The sequence below is a fragment of the Streptomyces pluripotens genome (genome assembly GCF_000802245.2).
Taxonomy (GTDB): Bacteria; Actinomycetota; Actinomycetes; order Streptomycetales; family Streptomycetaceae; genus Streptomyces; species Streptomyces pluripotens.
On sequence record NZ_CP021080.1, the window covers coordinates 1,877,471 to 1,893,743 of the forward strand.

14 protein-coding genes are annotated in these 16,273 nt (G+C 69.2%); 5 read left to right on the forward strand and 9 right to left on the reverse strand.

All coding sequences use genetic code 11. The features are described from left to right. Window positions 1–3 precede the first annotated feature (3 nt). Together efeU and LK06_RS08305 are read left to right on the forward strand one after the other, a co-directional pair. Entirely contained in the window at window positions 4–876 is an 873-nt protein-coding gene (efeU, locus tag LK06_RS08300; RefSeq protein ID WP_039657507.1) for an iron uptake transporter permease EfeU, read from the forward strand. Next, window positions 836–1,828, forward strand: a complete 993-nt coding sequence (locus LK06_RS08305; protein WP_053049689.1) for an SCO2278 family lipoprotein — start codon at window positions 836–838, stop codon at window positions 1,826–1,828. The genes efeU and LK06_RS08305 overlap by 41 nt, the downstream gene beginning before the upstream one ends. Before the next feature lie 34 nt (window positions 1,829–1,862). Here LK06_RS08305 and LK06_RS08310 read toward each other — a convergent pair whose 3' ends face one another. The 4 genes from LK06_RS08310 to LK06_RS08325 all read right to left on the reverse strand — a co-directional run bounded on the left by LK06_RS08310 (window position 1,863) and on the right by LK06_RS08325 (window position 6,381). Next, entirely contained in the window at window positions 1,863–2,597 is a 735-nt protein-coding gene (locus LK06_RS08310; protein ID WP_039657503.1) for a bifunctional DNA primase/polymerase, read from the reverse strand. 233 nt (window positions 2,598–2,830) lie between these two features. Continuing rightward, complete coding sequence (locus tag LK06_RS08315; RefSeq protein ID WP_039657501.1) at window positions 2,831–3,823, reverse strand: small ribosomal subunit Rsm22 family protein; 993 nt, start codon at window positions 3,821–3,823, stop codon at window positions 2,831–2,833. Window positions 3,824–3,910: 87 nt separating this feature from the next. Then, entirely contained in the window at window positions 3,911–5,095 is a 1,185-nt protein-coding gene (locus LK06_RS08320) for a serine hydrolase domain-containing protein (protein WP_234367378.1), read from the reverse strand. Next, window positions 5,035–6,381 (reverse strand): multidrug effflux MFS transporter, encoded by a 1,347-nt coding sequence (locus LK06_RS08325; RefSeq protein ID WP_039657500.1) that lies wholly within the window; start codon window positions 6,379–6,381, stop codon window positions 5,035–5,037. The genes LK06_RS08320 and LK06_RS08325 overlap by 61 nt, the downstream gene beginning before the upstream one ends. Window positions 6,382–6,590: 209 nt before the next feature. Here LK06_RS08325 and LK06_RS08330 point away from each other — a divergent pair, with 209 nt between their 5' ends. Further along, window positions 6,591–7,349 carry an SDR family oxidoreductase gene (locus LK06_RS08330; protein WP_039657499.1) on the forward strand — a complete coding sequence of 253 codons (759 nt, stop codon included), beginning with the start codon at window positions 6,591–6,593 and terminating at the stop codon, window positions 7,347–7,349. Window positions 7,350–7,596: 247 nt separating this feature from the next. Here the strand turns inward: LK06_RS08330 and LK06_RS08335 are convergent, their stop codons facing one another. Beyond that, window positions 7,597–8,796 (reverse strand): D-alanyl-D-alanine carboxypeptidase family protein, encoded by a 1,200-nt coding sequence (locus tag LK06_RS08335; protein ID WP_174673831.1) that lies wholly within the window; start codon window positions 8,794–8,796, stop codon window positions 7,597–7,599. Between the two features lie 333 nt (window positions 8,797–9,129). Further along, the gene (locus tag LK06_RS08340; protein WP_039657543.1) at window positions 9,130–9,456 is read right to left on the reverse strand and encodes a nuclear transport factor 2-like protein; all 327 of its coding nucleotides are present in this window, start codon (window positions 9,454–9,456) and stop codon (window positions 9,130–9,132) included. Between the two features lie 189 nt (window positions 9,457–9,645). Between LK06_RS08340 and LK06_RS08345 the strand changes: the two genes are divergently transcribed. Continuing rightward, entirely contained in the window at window positions 9,646–10,191 is a 546-nt protein-coding gene (locus LK06_RS08345) for a DoxX family membrane protein (RefSeq protein WP_039657541.1), read from the forward strand. 72 nt (window positions 10,192–10,263) lie between these two features. Next, a complete protein-coding gene (locus LK06_RS08350) occupies window positions 10,264–10,653 on the forward strand; it encodes a MazG-like family protein (protein ID WP_043410616.1) in 390 nt (129 codons plus the stop codon). Window positions 10,654–10,796: 143 nt separating this feature from the next. Here the strand turns inward: LK06_RS08350 and mycP are convergent, their stop codons facing one another. The 3 genes from mycP to ltrA form a co-directional block, all read right to left on the reverse strand. Further along, window positions 10,797–12,020: a type VII secretion-associated serine protease mycosin gene (mycP, locus tag LK06_RS08355; protein ID WP_043433407.1), complete on the reverse strand. Its 1,224-nt coding sequence runs from the start codon at window positions 12,018–12,020 to the stop codon at window positions 10,797–10,799. Between the two features lie 1,766 nt (window positions 12,021–13,786). Beyond that, on the reverse strand, window positions 13,787–14,338 hold the full coding sequence (locus LK06_RS08365) for a hypothetical protein (RefSeq protein ID WP_052318906.1): 552 nt from the start codon (window positions 14,336–14,338) through the stop codon (window positions 13,787–13,789). A gap of 481 nt (window positions 14,339–14,819) precedes the next feature. Beyond that, window positions 14,820–16,256, reverse strand: coding sequence for a group II intron reverse transcriptase/maturase (gene ltrA, locus LK06_RS08370; protein ID WP_086082975.1), 1,437 nt, complete (start codon window positions 16,254–16,256; stop codon window positions 14,820–14,822). Between the last annotated feature and the right edge of the window lie 17 nt (window positions 16,257–16,273).

The following is a 16,273-nucleotide window of genomic DNA, read 5'->3' on the forward strand; positions in this document are numbered from 1 at the left end:
CCCGTGTTCTCCAACTACCTGATCGGCCTGCGCGAAGGTCTTGAGGCATCACTCGTCGTCTGCATCTTGATCGCCTACCTGGTCAAGACCGGCCGCAGGGACGCCCTGAAGCCGATCTGGATCGGCATCGGCATCGCGGTCGCCCTCGCCATGGGCTTCGGATGCGCCCTCGAATTCGGCTCGCAGGAGCTGACGTTCCAGGCGCAGGAGGGGCTCGGCGGTTCCTTGTCCATCGTCGCCGTCGGCCTGGTGACCTGGATGGTGTTCTGGATGCGGCGCACTGCCCGGTTCCTGAAGTCGGAACTGCACGGCAAACTGGACGCTGCGCTTGCCATGGGTACGGGGGCGCTGGTCGCCACGGCGTTCCTCGCCGTCGGCCGGGAGGGCCTGGAGACCGCACTGTTCGTGTGGGCGTCCGTGCACGCGGCGAGTGACGGCACCCCCCGCCCGCTGGTCGGCGTCGTCCTGGGCTTGGCCACCGCGGTCCTCCTCGGCTGGCTGTTCTACCGCGGCGCCCTGCGGATCAACCTGGCCAAGTTCTTCACCTGGACCGGCGGCATGCTGGTCGTGGTCGCCGCGGGCGTGCTGGCGTACGGCTTCCACGACCTGCAGGAGGCCAACCTGATCCCGGGCATCAACCACCTGGCCTTCGACATCAGCGGCGCCATCCCGCCGGACAGCTGGTACGGCACCCTGCTCAAGGGCGTCCTCAACTTCCAGCCGGATCCGACGGTCGTGCAGATCACGGTGTGGGCGCTGTATGTGGTCCCGGTACTCGCGCTGTTCCTCGCCCCGGTAGGGTTCGCCTCCGGAAAGGGGAACGTGAAGGAGCCCGATGCCCAGGGAACGCAGCCGTCAACAGCTTCGCAGGCGTGACCGGAACGCACTCATAGCGGCCTCGCTGACCACTTTGTCGCTGACGGCCAGTGGTTGCGTGGTGGTGCACGGGGAGCGCGTGGTGCTCCCCTCCGCAACGCGTGCCGGGGCCGCCAAGGCGCTCACCGCGTTCACGAACGCCTACAACAAGGCCGACAAGGCCTACGACAGCTCACTGGACGCCCCTTACGTCACCGGTGCCCTCGCCGACATCGACGCAGCCCGGTTGAAGGCGGGGCACGTCAACAGCCCTTCCGGGAACGCGAACCACACCCCGCTGAAGCTGACGGACGCGAAGTTCACGATCCCCGAGAAGGCCGGCTGGCCCCGCTGGTTCGTCGTCGACGCCAAGGGCAACAAGGGCGGCGACTTCCGCTGGCTGCTGGTGTTCACGCGCAGCGGCCTCGGCGAGCGCTGGCGGGCGGCGTACCTGACGATCGTTTCGCCCGGTGCCGTACCGGAGTTCACGACGGACAAGGAGGGCTGGGCCGAAGCCGTGCCGGCCGGATCTGCTCAACTGGCCGTCCGGCCGGACAAGCTGAGCCGGCGGTACACGGACTACCTGAAGAACGGTGGAACGGCCTTCGCGTCCGGCCGGAACACCAGCGGGCTGCGTGCGGACCGCAAGAAGGCGGCCAAGAAGCCCGGTCTGGTCCGGCAGTTCATCGACGAACCGCTCGTTCACGGCGACTACGCGCCGCTGGCGCTGCGCACGGCGGACGGCGGGGCGCTGGTGTTCTTCGCCACACACCACTACGAGAAGCAGACCGCCGCCGCGGGAGCCTCCGTACCGGTCCAGAACACGGACGTGCAGGCCCTGACCAAGGGCGAGGTCAAGCAGTCACTGACCCTGGAGTCCACTGCCAACGAGGTCGTCCTGGATCCGGCCGGCAACGGTCCGGTGCGGATGCTGGGGCGGGTGCAGGGGCTGACGTCCGCGCAGGGTGGATGAGCCGCTGGTCGCCGCTGGTCGCCGCTGCTCCCGCTCAGTGCCGCAGGGGCCAAGTCGCGCTTGTGGTGTCGGCCGCTGGGTCGGCGTGCCGGGCGCAGGCGTCGGTGAGCGCCTCCAGCAGGGTCAGCGGGTCGGGTAGTGGGTGTTCGGGGCCGCGTGCCCAGTGCACCCGCCGCCCGTCGTCGCCCGGCAGCCGGGCGGGCGGTACGAGAACGTAGGAGCCCCGGCAGTGCCAGCGCAGGCCGGGGTGCTCGTCCATGGTCTCGGGGTGGCAGTCCAGTTCGCAGGGCCACCACTCGTCCTCGTCCTCGGGGGTGCCGCGGGTGAGGGTGAAGAACAGCATGCGACCGTCGTCGCTCTCGGCCACCGGCCCGACCTCGACGCCGGCGCCGAGCAGCCGGTCGAGTGCCTCCCGCCCGGCCTCCAGCGGCACGTCGAGGACGTCATGCACCATTCCGGTAGCCGTGACGAAGTTGGCCTGCGGCTGGTGCCGTGCCCAGCGCTCGATCTGGGCACGGTCGGTGGTGGACTGCGTCTGCCAGGCGAAGGACACCGGATGCCGGGCCGGTGTGGGACAGCCGACGCGGTCGCACGAGCAGCGGTAGCCGGGAGCGGGGTACGCCGCGGGGGCGAGCGGCAGGCCCGCGCCGGCGGCGGCGAGCAGCAGGGCCTCACGACCGTCGTCGGCAGCCTCCTTGGGACGGCGTCCAAGCCGCCACCGGGAGAGTCTGACCTGGCGGCCGGTCCGGCCGCCGAACGTCCCGCTCATCTATCCCCTCGCCTCGCTGGTGTGCGGACAGCATGCCTCATGGTCCCACCTTTGCGTGCTTCGGGGGGCCGATGAGCGAATGAGGGGGGTGCGGGCGAGACGTGCCTCACACGCCGGCGGGTTCTGGTTCCGCATCTGCTGGGGGCTCGTCCCGTATCAGCCGGCGGAGTGCGGTTCCGCACGGCGCGGAGATCGGCCCGGCCCGGGGTGCGATGCCTCCTCCAGCAGCGGTCCTACGGCATGCGGTCCCGCGGCGGCCAGGCGTCGCCCCAGTCGGTGTCCCGGGCCGCCTTGTACAGATCGCCGTGGCGTTTGGTGACCGTCGTACGGTGCAGCCGCTCGTCGACTTCGCACAGGTCGAGGAGCACCTGGCCCTTGCGGATCTGCGGACGGCGGATGACCCGGGCCGCGGCCGGCTCGGCGGGCAGTCGAGTCGCGGCGACGTAGGCGAACTTCTCGTCCTCGTAGGCCAGCGAGCCGCCCTTGACCTGACGGTGCAGCGAGGAACGGCCGACCCGTGCGGAGAAGTGGCACCAGTCCGTGCCGGGCTGGATGGGGCAGGCGGTGCTGTGCGGGCAGGGCGCCGCGACCCGGAAGCCGGCCCGGATCAGCCGGTCGCGCGCCTCGATGACACGGGCGTAGCCGGCTGGGGTGCCGGCCTCCACGATCACGACGGTCTGGGCGGCGGTGGCGGCGTCGACGAGTGCGGCGCGGTCGGCCTCGGAGAGTTCGTTGAGGACGTAGGAGACCGTGACGAGGTCGGTGTGGTCCACGGTGAGGCCCGAACCGATCCGGGCGCGCTGCCAGCGGGCGTCGGCGAGGGCCGGGTTGGCGGCGGCGATCTCCCGACCGAGGGCGAGCGCGGGCTCGGCCCAGTCCAGCACGGTCACCGGACGCGTCCCTTCCCAAGTGGCGGTCACCGCCCAGGTCGCGGCGCCGGTGCCGCCGCCGAGGTCCACGTGGCTGCCGGGTGCCCAGCCCGGGACGGCGTCCGCGAACGCCGCCAGCGCCGAGCGCACCGCCTCGAAGGTGGCCGGCATCCGGTAGGCGGCGTACGCGGCCACGTCGGCGCGGTCGCGCAGGATCGGCACATCGGTCGGAGTGGCTCCCCGGTAGGCGGCGATCAGCCGGTCGACGGCTCCTGCCGCCTGGGTGGGCGGCAGGCCGGCCAGGACATCGGCGAGGGTGGTGCGCAGGGTGTCGGCTGGAGAGGCAGGGGCGTTCACCGTGTGATTGTCTCAGGCGCCGGACGGGTCCCGATCGCCTCGGGCACCGGAGGGCTCCCGGCCGCCTACGCACCGGGCGGTCCGGGGTCAGACGCCCTGCACGGCTCTCGCCAGTCGGGTCGCCAGCGCCGCCCGCGGCCCGCTGTCCGGTGGCCGGCGTCTTGGGTGGACGGTGTTGGCGAGCAGGATGAGGAAGGTGTCCGTCGCCCGGTCCACCACCAGCGAGGTGCCGGTGAAGCCGGTGTGGCCCGCCGCGCCCCGACCCGCCAGTTCCCCCATGAACCACCGCTGGTCCACGGCGAAGCCCAGCCCCGGCGGGGTGAGCATCGGTTCCACGAAGTCAGGGCCGAGGATGCGCGCGGGACCGTAGGAGCCGCCCGCGAGCAGGGTCCGGCAGAACACCGCCAGGTCGCGCGCGGTGGAGAACAGGCCCGCGTGCCCGGCGACCCCGCCGAGCGCCCACGCGTTCTCGTCGTGGACCACTCCCCGCAGCATGCCGCGGTCCGCCTTGGCCCACGGCCGGCGCTGGTCCTCGGTGGCCGCCGCGCCGGGGCAGGGCCCGAAGGTGGTGGTGGTCATGCCGAGCGGCCGGGTGATGCCGTCCTGGACGAGGACGTCGAGGGTGCGGCGGGTGATGCGCTCCAGCACGAACTGGAGCAGGAGCATGTTCAGATCCGAGTACCGGTAGGTGCCCGGCTCCCCCGTCGGTGCCTCGGCACGCAGCATGTCCAGCCGTGCCGCGTCGTCCGGGCAGTCGTACAGGGGGAGTTCGGGGCGCAGTCCCGAGGTGTGGGTGAGCAGCTGCCGTACGGTGACGTCGTGGGCGGCGATGTGGAAGTCCGGCAGGTGACTCCCGATCCGGGTGTCCATGCTGAGGGTGCCGCGCTCGACCTGCTGCATGGCGACGACGGTCGTGAACAGTTTGGTGAGTGAGGCCAGGTCGAAGGGGGTGTCGAGGGTGGCCGGAATCCGATCGGCCGGCGGCAGTTCGACGCCGGTGCCGGTCTTCGGGTCGTAGGCGGCGTAGCGGACCGCCCAGCCCGCGGCCTCGGCCACGGCGATCACGGGGCCGCGGCCGGCCAGGAGGACGGCGCCGGGCGCCCAGGGGCGTGCTCCGGCGGTGAGAGCGTGCACTTCGCCGGCCAGGTGGCCGAGTTCCACCGGGTCGAGCCCGGCCTGTTCCGGAGTGCCGACGCGCAGTCTCGGTGCGCTCAGTTCTCGTCTCCCTCCGACCTCGTGCGAGCGTCGTCGTGCGTGGTCCAGGGGCGGCACATGCCCACGAAGCAGGTCACCGCGACCAGTGCGCCGGAGAGCTGGACCACGGCCATGGGCACGGCGGTGTGCTCACCGGCGATGCCGACGAGCGGGGAGGCGACCGCGCCGATGAGGAAGGACGAGGAGCCGAGCAGCGCGGAGGCGGAGCCGGCGGCGTGCCGGGTGCGCAGCAGGGCGAGGGACTGGGCGTTGGGCAGGGTGATGCCCATTGCGGACATGAGGACGAAGAGCGCAGTGGCGACGGGGGCGAGTCCGACCTCGCCGAAGGCACCGGCGGAGATCAGCAGCAGAGCGCCGGCCGCGAGCACGATCGCTGCCAGGCCGGTGGCGAGCACCTTGTCCAGGCTGACCCGGCCGACCAGTACCTTGCCGTTGATCTGCCCGGCGGCCACCAGGCCGACCGAGTTGAGGCCGAACAGCAGGCTGAAGGTCTGCGGCGAGGCGCCGTAGATCTCCTGGATGACGAACGGTGAGGCGGATATGTAGGCGAACAGTGCGGCGAAGGCGAAGCCGCCGGCCAGCATGTAGCCGGTGAAGGGGAGGTCGGCGAGCAGGCCGCGCATGGCACGCAGGGCCTGCCCGACTCCGCTGCCGTGGCTTCGCCGAGCGCTCGGCCCCGCTGCGGGGGCGATTGCCGGAGTGAGCGGCAGGGTCTCCGGCAGCCGTACCCAGGTCAGAGCGGCGAGCGCGGCACCGACCACGGTGAGGACCAGGAACACGCCCCGCCAGTCCGTCACCCGCAGGATCTGCCCGCCGATCAGTGGCGCCACGATCGGTGCGGCCCCGGAGATCAGCATCAGGGTGGAGAAGAAGCGTGCCATGGCCACTCCGTCGTACAGGTCGCGTACGACGGCCCGTGCGATGACGATCCCGGCCGCGCCCGCGAGGCCCTGAGCCAGGCGGAAGGCCACCAGGGTCTCGACGTTCGGGGCGAACGCACACAGCGCGGTCGCCAGGACGTAGACGACGAGTCCGGTCAGCAGGGGCCGGCGGCGGCCCCAGCGGTCGCTCAACGGGCCCACCACCAGTTGTCCGAGCGCCATGCCGGCCAGGCACGCGGTGAGGGTGAGCTGAACCGTGGCAGCGGGTGCGTGCAGGGCCCTGGTGACCTCCGGCAGAGCCGGCAGGTACATGTCCATCGCGAGTGGGGGTGTCGCGGTGAGGCCGCCGAGGACGAGGGTGACGAGCAAGCTGGTGCGACGCGTGGCGGTCGGCGGAGGTGCCGCTGCGGGGGTGCCGGCGTGTCCCGTTTCCGGTGTGGATGCCGCCGCGTGGTCGGGCATGTGTCACTTCCTCTCCGCCTCTGGGAACCGAACCGGCACTCATGGTCTCAGCTCGTACACACCGCCGGGGCACGCATGAGCGAGAGGGACTGCCGAACCTGGACGGTACCCGGTGCCGTGCGCACGGCACTGACCGGCAACCGCCACACGGAAACCGTATGGCGGACACCTGATTCCGCATGACGGACTTTCGGCCTACGCTGCGGGCCATGACTGACAGGCAATCGAAGATCGCGGTGGTGACCGGCGCCGGTTCCGGCATCGGGCGGGCCGTCGCGGTGGAACTGTTGCACACCGGCTGGTCGGTGGCACTGGCGGGCCGGCACACCGGGACGCTGGAGGCGACGGCGGCGCTGGCGCCGGAGGGCCCCGCACTCGCCGTGCGCACCGACGTGACCCGGCCGCAGGACGTGGAGGGGCTGTTCGCGGCGACCGTGCACCGGTTCGGCCGAGTGGACCTGCTGTTCAACAACGCGGGCACCTTCGGACCCGGTGGAGTCCCGGTCGAGGAACTACCCTACGACGCCTGGCGGCACGTAGTGGACACGAACCTCAACGGGGCGTTCCTGTGCGCGCAGGCGGCGTACCGGCGGATGAAGGAGCAGGACCCGCGGGGCGGCCGGATCATCAACAACGGCTCCCTCTCGGCCCACACACCCCGCCCGCACTCGGTCGCCTACACCGCCACCAAGCACGCACTGACCGGACTGACCAAATCACTGTCCCTGGACGGGCGAACGCACGGCATCGCGGTGGGCCAGATCGACATCGGCAACGCGACCACGGACATGACGGCCCGTATGCAGACCGGCACGCTCCAGGCGAACGGGGAAGTAGCCCCGGAACCGGTGATGGACGTGGCCGATGTGGCGCGCACCGTACGACACATGGCAGAGCTGCCACTGGAGGCGAACGTGCAGTTCGCAACGGTACTGGCGACGGGGATGCCGTACATCGGGCGCGGCTGAACCCGCCCAGGCAAACGGAATTTGAACATCCGCGGTATTGCGACCGATCGAGAGCATATGCTCGACTTTCCCCCACGAGAGTTTCACGGAGCTCCACGAAGCTCCACAGAGCTTCACAAGTGGAGCAGGTGATTCCCTGTAGCCGCACCGAGGGGGGAAGCGGCGGCCGTTCCGCCGGGCCGGAGTGGGGGTGGACCTCGCGAGACCGCGAGGTACGCACCGGCCGGCGGAACGACCGCCACACCACTCAGCGACGGTGCCGACCGCCGTACTCCGTGGTCTCCGCGTCCCCGTCGGCCGCCGAAGCGGGTGCCGTTGCGGCCCGGCGACGCCGGAGCACCCAGGCCCCGGCCCCGAGCACCACCACCGCACCCGCAGCACCCTCCAACAGCCCCACGGCGGAGTGGCCGCCTGAGGCCGAACCGGCGGCGCCGGACGCCGGCGGGGCCGCCTTCCGCGCGGGAGCCGGACTCGCGCTCGCGCCGCCTTCGCTGAGAGGGGCGACGAGCATGCCCACGGCCTGCGCCGAACCACCGCGACCGAAGCCCCAGTCGAACAGCGCAGCGGTCTGCTCGTAGACGGCGTTGCTGCCCGCCGCCGGGTGCATCACAGTGACCAGCAGGGTGCGCCCGCCGCGGGTGGCGACGCCGGTGAAGGTGTTGCCCGCGTGGCTGGTGTAGCCGTTCTTGACGCCGAAGAGCCCGTCGTACGTCTTCAGGCCCCACGCCCCGGTCAGCAGGCGGTCGGTGTTCTGGATCTGGAAGGTCTTCTTGCCACCCGCCGGAAAATCGGCGGTCCTCGTACCGCAGTAACCGCGGAAGTCCGGGTCCTTCAGACCATGGCGGGCGAACAGCGTGAGGTCGTACGCCGAAGAGAGCTGCCCCTTGTGGTCGAAGCCGTCGGGGCTGACCACGTGGGTGTCCAGGGCCTGCAGGTCCTCCGCCTTGGCCTGCATCTCGGCGACCGTCCTGGCGATCCCGCCGTTCATGTGCGCGAGCACGTGTACGGCGTCGTTGCCGGAGCGCAGGAACACTCCCTGCCACAGCTGCTCGACGGTGTAGGTGATGCCGGGCTTGATGCCGACGAGGCTGGACCCGGCCGGGACATCGTCGACATCGGCGTCCTTGACGGTGTACCGCATGGTGCGGTCGAACTTCTTCAGCACGGTGTCCGCGAACAGCATCTTCAGCGTGGACGCGGGGGCGAGGCGCCGATGCGCGTTGAACGAGGCGAGCACCTCCCCGCTCTCGCAGTCGGCGACGAGCCACGCGCGGGCGGTGAGCTTCTTCGGCAGGCCGGAGGCACCACGCACCTGGACACCGCTGCGGGCCAGGCGCTCACCGCCGATGACGGTGGCGGCTGCGGCCGGAGTGGCCACGGACAGGGGAAGGGCGGCGGCCGTCAGCCCGAGGGCGGCACGCCGGCTGAGCCGGGAACATTCACGCACCCGGGGACCGTACACCGCGTCGAGCAGGGGATTCCGCACCGGACGCCGCACGACGCTCGGAAATTTGCCACCTTATGAAAATCCGATGAGTTGCCTGGCTTTCCCACTCCTTACGCATCTCTCACCCAGAGCCGCACGAAGGCTCCTCCGTAGTCCTTGCGACTGCAGCCGCGGTCGCCGGGCAGGTAGGCAGGCAGGCAAAGACGCCACACACCTCCTGGAGCGCAGGCAAGACCAGGACGAGAGTCCCGGCACAGCGCGATGAAACGGGAACCCTACGAAAGGGGCAGCCGACCCCGGCCGGACTCCCCGGCCCTCAGGCCGGGGAGCACATCAACCCTGCCCGGTCTCGAATCGCGAGATCCGCCCGTCGCCCTCGACGGTGAAGGACCACTTGGTGCGCATCTCACCCCAGGTGTCGTTACGGTAGCGGGCGAGCAGCGTCTGACCTCCGTCGGACTCGTTGTCGACCTCCATATGGCCGTGGGACGAAAAGATCTCGCGGTCGATCCAGTCCGCGAGGTCGCGGTCAGAACCGTCGTCGGACATGGTCGCACCGGGTGCGAGGAGGGCCATGAAGCCTTCGCGGTCATGTGAGTTGACGGCGTTGACGAAGGCCCGGACCGCCGGATCGCTGAGTTTGGCTGGCTGAATCGTCATGGCGTCAGGCTCACACCGCTCCCCCGGGTCCGCCACCCGAACGCCCTCCTGAACGGGCCCACCGGAGGAGCGGCTGGGACGGTGGAAGCACGGGGAGGCGTGTCCGCCCGCCCCTCTGTCCGCCCGCCCACGTGTCCGCCCGCCCGTCCGTGCCTGAATGTCCCGGCATCTGTCCGCATGGGAGTCACCGTGACCTGTTACGACCGACGTGATCTGGGTCTGCTGCTGCTCCGGTGGGGAACCGGCGGGGTGTTGGCCGCGCATGGTGCCCAGAAGCTGCTCGGCTGGTTCGGCGGGCACGGCCTGGACGACACCGGCCGGTTCATGGAATCCATCGGCTATGCGCCCGGCAGAGTGAGCGCGACGGCGGCCGGCCTCGGGGAGGCGGGCGGCGGCGCGCTCCTCGCCCTGGGCCTGGCGACCCCGGCGGCGGGCGCGGCGGCGGCCGGTGCGATGGCGGGGGCCGCGGCGGTGCACACGCCCAACGGATTCTTCGCCCAGAACGGTGGCTTCGAGTACGCGGCAAGTCTCGGTCTGGCCGCGGCCGGGCTCGCCGTCACCGGCCCCGGCCGCCTCTCCCTGGACCACGCGCTCGGTCATGTCCTCAACCGGGGCTGGATGGTCCCGCTGGCTCTGGGGGTCGCGGCGGCGGTCACCACGGCGGTGGTGGGCGCGCGGAACCAGCGGGTACGGGCGACTGCGGAGGGGAAGCAAGAGGTGCTGTTCGAGGAGTAGCCGAACAGCGGAACGATGGCGGGGAGGCAGAGGGTGTTGTCCGAGGGATGGGCGACGGGGCAGGCTGCAGCCATGACCCATCCCGGCACCAGCCCCGACACGGACACCGGCAACGGCACCGCCACCACCAGTACCACCGGAACCGCCCTCTGGCAGACCGTCGACGAACTCTGGTCCCGCCTGGAGGCGAGCCGCCCCCACACGGGCACGGAGGGCGTACTGCTGCGCGTACTCAAACTGTCGGAGGAGGTCGGCGAGGTGGCCGAGGCGATCATCGGCACCACGGGCCAGAACCCCCGCAAGGGCATCACCCACACGTGGGAGGACGTACAGGCGGAACTGTGCGACGTGGCCATCACCGCACTGGTGGCGCTGCGCACGCTGACACCGGAGGCACGCGAGGTGTTCGTACGACACCTGGGCCGGGTTGCCTCCCGACCCCACACGCCCGCGCAGGGATGACCGAGCACAGCCATGACGCACGCCAAGCCTGGACATCAAGCAAGTTGCCCGGGCACAGCCGCCCTCTTGCCCGAGGCCGTGGAGTCATGGGCTGATCATCGGCGTCTGCCCCGGCCCAGCCGGCATGGCCACGTGCGCCTTGGCTACGCCGCTGCACGTCGGCGCCTGCGCACCGCCCCAGCGGTCAGAACCCCACCGGCAACCACGACAACTCCCGCACCCCCGAGAATCCATGGCAGCGCAGAGCCGCCGCCCGTAGGTGCGGATGCTGCCGGCGACGGGCTGCCGTCCTCCTTCGCGGAGGCCGTGGCCGACCCGTTGGGTACCTTGGACGCCGCTTGCTTGAAGTCGGGCAACGGGTACACGTCGGCCGGGCCGGGGTCGCCGGGGTCGGTCAGCGCGATGCGGGGGCGGACGGCGCCGTAACCGAGGTAGTCAGTGCGCTCCTTGCCGCTCGTCGGCTTACTCGCGGTGTTGAGCATGACCCGCAGGACCTGGTTGTTGGTCCAGCTCGGGTGCTTGGACCAGATCAGGGCGGCGGAGGCGGAGGCGATGGCAGTGGCGTCGCTGGTGCCGTGCGAACTGCACAGTTGTGTGCCGCGGAGGCAGGCGGAGATGATGTCCTCGCCGGGCGCGACCAGATCGACCTGGGGGCCGCGCTCGGACTCCTGCGTCGCCTTGACGCTCTTGTCGATCGCTCCGACGCCCACTACGCCGGGAGTGGCGCCCGGATAATTGACTTCGTTGAGGGCATCGCCATCATTGCCCACAGCTGCGAAGATCAACTTGTCCTTGGACAGCGCGTAGGCGACAGCATCCGTCAGCTCCCGAGAGTTCGCGGCACTGCCTCCCGAAATGCTGATGATCTGGGCGCGGGAATCGGCCGCGAACCGGATCGCCTTCGCCGTAGCAGTGGGAAAGTCGTCCTGGTTGCCGTCGGTGCGATTGCGTTCAATGAAGCCCGGAGTGCGGATCGGCATGATCTTTGTCCCGGGGGCCAGGCCGTACGTACCCGTGGTGGCACCCTTGGCACCTGTGCCGGCGATGAGGACGGCCATGGTGGTGCCGTGACCGTCGTAGTCCGTACGTTCGTCACCAGCGCGCTTGGAGAAGTCCTTGCCGGCCACGATCTGGCCACGCAGGTCCGGAATGTCGGCCTGGACACCGGTGTCGATCACCGCGACTGTGATGCCCTTGCCCGTATTGGTCTTCCACATCTCATCGGCGTGCATGGCATCGAGGTACCACTGCCGCTCGCGGACGGTGTCAGCGTGCGCGGGAGTGACGGCAAGGCTCGCCAGCAAGGCTCCCGCGGCTGCGGACACGGCTCGGCTGCGCCATCCGGCCCGCTCGCTGCGGCTGCGCATGGTCATCCTTCTCGTCCTAGGTCTCCATCGGGCCCTTTGGGCAGAGGCGGCGGGAGCGGTCGGTTCTTCTTCTCCTCTGCGCGGCGCTCCCTGTCCTCCGCCTGGTCGGTCTCGCGGCTGCGAGCGCGCCTGTCGCGGGCGGAGCGGTCGTCACGCTTCGCGGCGGAGGCGGAGACACCACGGGATGGTCCACCTCGCTGCTGCGGAGGCTCGTTTGCGCTCTCTACGCTTGCAGGTCGGACACCTCTCGAGGTGAAACCTGCCCGCTTGCGGTCTCGGGAAGGTCTGGGCTGCCCTCCGACAATCCCGTTGGATGAGGCAGGCGTTCGCCCTCGCGCCACGCCCTCCGGGTTCGCTGTGCGGTCGTCGTCGCGGGCTGGTATGGCCCCTGCAGCACGGCTTCTCAGCCCGGCGCCACGGCCGCTGGAAACTTGCTGCTCGTTAGGAGCGCCGCCGATGACGTTGCCGCGTGGAATCGCACCGGCAGGCAGTTTGGTGGGTGGCGAAGGACGACCGCCCGTGATGCCATTGGCGCTCCTGGCCGAGAGGGAGCCAGTCGGTCCGGGCTCGGCCCCGGACCGACCGCCGATCGCACCGAGGCCGTAGGGGCCGGAGAATCCGCGTCCTGGGATACCCGGGCCCGCGGCCGTACCCGGTCCGGATGGCGTGGCCAGAGGGCCCCGGCGGCCGTACTCGGGACGTTCACCGCCTCCTCGGACACCGGGAGGCACGGGCGCTCCGGTCCCGAACGCAGGCGGCGGTAGTGGCCCGGTCACCAACGGTGTCCGACCGTCCGGGCTGCCCCCTGGTCCGGCAGGCCGCGCTGACGGGGAGGCAGGAATCACTGGAGTAGGCGGTTGGGTGCCTGCGCTGTCGATCAGCGTGTTCGCGGCATCTACATGATGTCGCGGCAGCGGCGCATCTGACACTCTGGTTACGTCCGTTGGATGGTGCGGCAGGGACGCCCTCGGTACAGGACTTGTCCGGTTCACGCTGGAGTCGACGGTTGTCTGCCGTGTTGGAAACTCCGTTCGCACGGGCGGCCCGGGGTAAGTCCCCTTCCCCTCGTCGGTAGGAGCGGAAACGTGGGTTTCGCTGCCAAACCGATCCGGCACGAATCGCTGAGGCAACTCCGGGAACTTCGGTGCCTCCAGCGCGTTGATCTGCTCCGTGGAAGCTGTGTACGACTGGGCGAGCTTCATCATCAGCCCACCGGCTTCGGCACGGGTGTTGGCGTACTGGGTCTTGGCCTTCGTCACCGCGGAGTCCGACGGACCGCCATCATGGCTACCGACATCCGTCGCCTTCGCCGCATGCGCGTCAAGTACCGAACGCGCGCTGGCACTCTGCTTCTTCAGCATCTCCAGCTGCGGTTTGACCTCGTGCAGCGTGTCCGCCGCATGCCCCAGCCACTCGCCCGCGCTCTCGCTGTAATCGCCCAGGCTCACTGTGGCCAGCGCTGCTTGGTAGCACCAGGTCCGGAACGCCGCTCCGCCCTCGCCCTCCCACTCGACCGCCATGCTGTGGGTCCGCAGATCGCCGCCGATCTCCTTGATCGTCTTGGCGGCCTCCGTCAGAAGCCCACCGAGAGCGCTGGCCGTCGGCCCGTCGGCAGACTCGACCATGGCCCACAGCTGTTCGGGATCCTGAACCAGGAACCGCTCCTGCCTGACCGTCTCCCACATGCGGCTGACAAAGTCAGACATGGACCCCCACCATCCCTCCCATCGAGACCAAGCCGTCGCGCTGTCTCACCACCACGGACATCACAGGCCACCTGCCTGCGAGTCCGACGTGGAACCGTGTCCGCCACGACCGGACTCATCGGCCCCGCCGCCGTGTCCCCTTGCTCCCGGCCCGGCCTCATCGACAGCCAGCTTGTCGGCCTCGACACGGATGCGGTGCAGGCGATCACGAACGTCGGCGTCGAGATGGTGATAGTTACTCCTCGACGCGTCGACTGTGACCATCAGCCCCTCGATCTGCAGCGCCAATACCTTGGAAAGGCGCTCCAATTGGGAATGCACCTGGGTGTAGGCACCGTGGAGCACATCGGCCTCGTCGAAGTTGCCCAACCGTCCCGTCGGCAAGGTGCCGTCCGCGATCCTGTGCGGGGCGGCCTTCGACTTCTCCAGCCGAGTCAGAAGGTCGTTCACCCGGTTCTTGAAGGCAGTCAGAGTCTCAGCCTCGACCTGTAACTCCCGGGCCATCACGGCACCGGCACCTGCGATCGGGCCCGTGCCGGACACAGCCAGCGCGCCGGCAGCCGATGCCAGCACAGCAGCAGTTACCCGCGGATCCCCCGTGTTGTCGGCCATCGCGTCCTCCCCCGTGCGGTCAGCCCCTCAGCAGCACCTTAGCCACTCGCTTGTGCCACCCCTGCCATCCCCATCTGTGACACAAGCAACCCAGGCACGCTAGTCGTGGCCTTGCCTGGTCACCGAGTCTTGACACCATCCCGGAGCAGTACTGTCCGGAATGCGACCATGCCCTGCGTCGCCGCTAGCCGCTGCCGCCACGCATGTCCTTGACACACCCAGAAAATGAACCGCCCCGGGTTCGGTAGAGATCTCAGATTGTGGTGATGACCTGGGGTTTCTTGAGTTCGGTGTAGTAGTTGGCTTCGTATTCGACGGGCGGGATGTGCCCTATCTCACCGTGGAGTCGGTAAGGTCGGCCCGGGGCGCGGTACTGGCCTTTCGACCAGCCCGTTTCCCCGGACCGCCTTCCGAACCCGCCGTGCGCCTCGTCAACGCAACGGGCTCTCCACAAGCCCCAGTTCGGGCCCGCGTCCGGTCCTCATGCTATCGCCAGCGGCCAGGGGGACGGAATTCGTGATCCTCGGTAGCGGTAACGCGTAGTGCGCACCTTTGCCGGGTCAAATAGATCCCGTTCCTGCCCTCTGGGCCACCATTCGCCACCGCAGTAACGGCGACGCAGTTCCTTCCAGTTCATTCGGCGGTGCTTGCTACGAATCCATTTGATGACCCGACGCCATGCGTAGGCGCTCAGGTATTGGAAGGTAGCGCTAGACACCCCCGGCCGGAAGAACATGGTCCAACCTCGCAACACCGAGTTGAGTCGGCGTAGGAGTTCGTCCAATGGTTGGTTTGTGTTGACCTGTCGGCAGATCGTCTTGACCTTGGCCATGACGGCGTGAAGTGCCTTCTTGGCTGGGTAGGTGTAGACGTACCATCGGTCCGTGCCCTTCTTGCGATGGCGTTGGATGCGCCACCCCAGGAAGTCCACGCCCTCATTGATGTGGGTGATTAGGGTCTTCTCCTCTGACAGGTGCAGCCCCATTCTGCTGAGCACCTGTGCTGCCTCTTCCTTGAGGGTGTAGGCGTCTTCCTTCGTGCCAGTAACCGCAATCACCCAGTCGTCCGCGTACCGGCAGAGCCGGTAATTAGGCAGACCGCGGCGACGGCGCTTCGCTCGCTCGTTAGGTGTAGACGCTGGCCCTCCTGGCGCCTGGGCGAAGTGCTCGTCCAGGACGGCGAGGGCGACGTTGCTGAGCAACGGCGACAGGATCGAACCTTGCGGAGTACCGGATCTACTCTCCTTCAACGAGCCGTGTTCCGTGAGGATGCCCGCTTTCAGAAAGGCTTTCACCAGCACCAGGACGCGTCTGTCCCCGATCCGAAGGCGCACCCGGTCCATAAGGGCCGGATGGGCAATCTCGTCGAAGCAGGCCCGGATGTCACCCTCAACCACCCATTCGTAAGAGTGGGAAGTCAAGTGTCTTACCTCGGACACCGCGTCGTGGACCCGATAGTTGGGGCGGAATCCGTACGAGCACGGAAGAAAATCTGCCTCAAAGATTGGTTCCATCACCAGCTTCAGGGATGCTTGCACCACCCGATCGCGGATCGTACTGATTCCCAGGCGTCGACGCTTTGTCGACCCCGGTTTCGGAATCAGTCGCTCCCGTGCCGGAAGCGGCAGGAAACTGCGATCCTTCAGAGAGGAACGCAGCGCGCCGAGAAAACCCTCGACGCCCTGCTGCAGCGAAATGGACGCAGCCGTACGGCCGTCCACCCCAGCGGTTTTGGCTCCCCTGTTACTCCGAACCCGGTCCCATGCGACAAGCAAGAACGCGGGGTCGGTCACGAGGTTGTACAGGTCGTCAAACCGCCGATGAGGATCATCTACGGCCCAACGGTGCAGCTTGGTCTGGATCTCCAGTACCCGGCGCTCGGCCTTCATCAAGGCCCACTCCAGTTCGTCGGTATTCACCAACGCCCTCCCGGCAT